The organism is Hydrogenivirga sp. 128-5-R1-1, assembly GCF_000171895.1.
Genome location: NZ_ABHJ01000101.1, coordinates 1 through 2,568, shown reverse-complemented (window position 1 = coordinate 2,568; position 2,568 = coordinate 1). Strand labels below are relative to the sequence as shown.

3 protein-coding genes and 1 pseudogene are annotated in these 2,568 nt (G+C 33.3%); all 4 read right to left on the bottom strand.

Annotated features, from left to right (window positions below):
• Positions 1 to 11: 11 nt before the first annotated feature.
• Positions 12 to 254 (bottom strand): nuclear transport factor 2 family protein, encoded by a 243-nt coding sequence (locus HG1285_RS04790; protein ID WP_008288557.1) that lies wholly within the window; start codon positions 252 to 254, stop codon positions 12 to 14.
• Entirely contained in the window at positions 254 to 1,540 is a 1,287-nt protein-coding gene (gene hemL / locus HG1285_RS04795) for a glutamate-1-semialdehyde 2,1-aminomutase (RefSeq protein ID WP_008288556.1), read from the bottom strand. Before hemL ends, HG1285_RS04790 begins: the two co-directional genes overlap by 1 nt.
• A gap of 176 nt (positions 1,541 to 1,716) precedes the next feature.
• A complete protein-coding gene (locus tag HG1285_RS18900) occupies positions 1,717 to 2,196 on the bottom strand; it encodes a HAMP domain-containing sensor histidine kinase (RefSeq protein WP_008288555.1) in 480 nt (159 codons plus the stop codon).
• Positions 2,197 to 2,247: 51 nt separating this feature from the next.
• Positions 2,248 to 2,568: pseudogene (locus tag HG1285_RS18895) on the bottom strand (response regulator); the annotation flags it as partial.

The following is a 2,568-nucleotide window of genomic DNA, read 5'->3' as shown; positions in this document are numbered from 1 at the left end:
AATTTTCTGCTTTATCCAAAGTCCAGCTGGTTTATAGATATCTTTGGAAAAAGTAAAAATATAGTATTTAAATAATCTTCTATTTCCTCTTTTCCTTTTACAAAAAGCTCTTTTTTGTCAGGCATAAGCTCTTTTATTTTAGGGTCGTATATTTCTCCATCTTCAACATAATTTTGTAATATCTTCTCTACATTGTGCTCATTCCAACCTTCTATCCAACTGTCAACAGCTACCTGTATAGGATTTTTTTCCATTATGTAAGCTCCTTAAATGTTTCTTCTACTGCCTCTAAAGTTCTATTTATATCTTCTTCGCTGTGTGCGGTGCTTAAAAATGATGCTTCAAACTGGGAAGGTGCAAGGTAAACCCCTTTTTCTATCATTTTCCAGAAAAATTTATTAAACATTTCCAAATCACTGCTTTTTGCATCCTGAAAGTTTTTAACTTCTTTATCTGTAAAGAACATAGTTATCATAGAACCCACCCTATTTACTGTCGCCTTTATACTATATTTAATAATAAGGTCTTTTAAACCTTTTTCAAGTTTTTCTCCTTTTTTATCAAGTTCAGGATAAGGATTTTTTTCTTTTAGAATTTGAAGCTGTCTTAATCCAGCTGCCATTGCAAGCGGGTTTCCTGAAAGGGTTCCTGCCTGATAAACAGGTCCTTCTGGAGCAACATGTTTCATTATTTCAGCTTTTCCACCGTAAGCTCCAACAGGGAGACCTGCTCCTATAACTTTTCCAAGGGTTGTAAGGTCTGGGTCTATTCCGTAAAGCTCTTGAGCTCCACCAAGAGCAAGTCTAAAGCCTGTCATAACCTCATCCCATATTAAAAGTGAGCCGTATTCTTTAGTTATTTCCCTTAATCTTTGATGATACTCTTTTGGTGGAGCAACTACTCCCATATTTCCAGCAACAGGCTCAATAATTACACAGGCAATATCATCACCGTGTTTTTTGAAAGCCTCTTCAACTGCTTCTATATCGTTATATGGTAAAACTATTGTTAAACTTGCAAGCTCTTCTGGTATTCCCGGTGTTCCTGGTATTCCAAGAGTTGCAACTCCTGAACCTGCTGAAACAAGCAGGCTGTCTCCATGTCCGTGATAACATCCGTCAAACTTTATAATTTTCTTCTTGCCTGTATATCCCCTTGCCAGCCTTATTGCAGACATTGTTGCTTCTGTTCCGGAATTTACAAATCTTAGCATCTCAATTGAAGGGACAGCTTCAACGACAGCTTTTGCCATCTCAACTTCAAGCTCTGTAGGAGCTCCAAAGCTTGTTCCATAATTTGATACCTGTTTTATTGCATTTATAATCTGGTCATTGGCATGTCCAAGTATTAAGGGTCCCCACGACAAGACGTAATCTATATACTCATTTCCATCTACATCCCAGACACGACTTCCTTTTGCTTTTTCTATAAAAATAGGTGTACCACCTAATGCTTTAAAAGCTCTAACAGGTGAATTTACACCGCCAACTAAATATTTTTGTGCTTCTTCAAACAGCTTTTTAGATTTTTCAAATCCCATACCAATCTCCCTGAAATATAGTAATTATAAAAATTATATCAGATTTGAATATTAGAATATTCAGCATAGTTTGATTATTCAGTTTTTGTATAAACTTAATTCTATTATGAATTTTGCCCCTCTGTCTGTATTGTTCACATACATTTTTCCGTTATATGTGTCTACTATCATTTTAGCTATATAAAGACCAAGTCCAGTTCTACATTCCCTTTTGTTGAGAAATAAGGTTCAAATACCTTTTCTTTTATATCTTCTGGTATTCCTCCAGCCGTATCTTCTATATTCAGTAAAACTATATTATCTTTTATAATAGTGTAAACATGTATTTCTTTAACCTCAGGTTTTTTTTCCAAAATAGCATCTTTTGCATTGTTAACTATATTTAATATCACCTGTCCAAATTCGTTTGGATAACCTAAGACCTTAATATCTTCATCTATTTTTTGCTTTATTCTAATTCCCTGGCTTTCTACAGCAGTTCTAATAAGATTAATGGTTTTTTTAATTAGAGTTTTTAAATCAAAAACTTCTTTTTCTTTATCTGGTTTGAAAAAATTCATAAAATTATGTATCGTTTCTGACATATTTTGTATCTGCATTGAAGCATTTTCGTGGCAGTAGTCCATTGTTTCTTTATCTATAGAGTTATGGTTCATTTGATATCTTAAGTATGTTCTGTTAAGAAGTGCTGAAAGAGAATTTAAAGGTTATTTCCATTGATGTCCTATAACACTAAGCATTTCTCCCATTTGTGCAAATCTTGATTGTATAAATATAAGTCTATCTTTTTCTAAATTTTTCTCTGTTTCTTCTTTTACTCTTTTTTCTAAATTTTTGGTAAGCTCCTTTAACTGTTTTGTTTTCTCTATTAGTTCTTTTCCCTGTTTATAGTAGTCTATCCATAAATCTACTTTTAGTATAAATTCTTCAAAAACAAAAGGTTTTTTTAAGTAGTCATTTGCCCCATTTTTAAGTATGTATCTTATAGTTTCTGCGTCGGCTGTTCCTGAAAAAACAATAACAGGGAG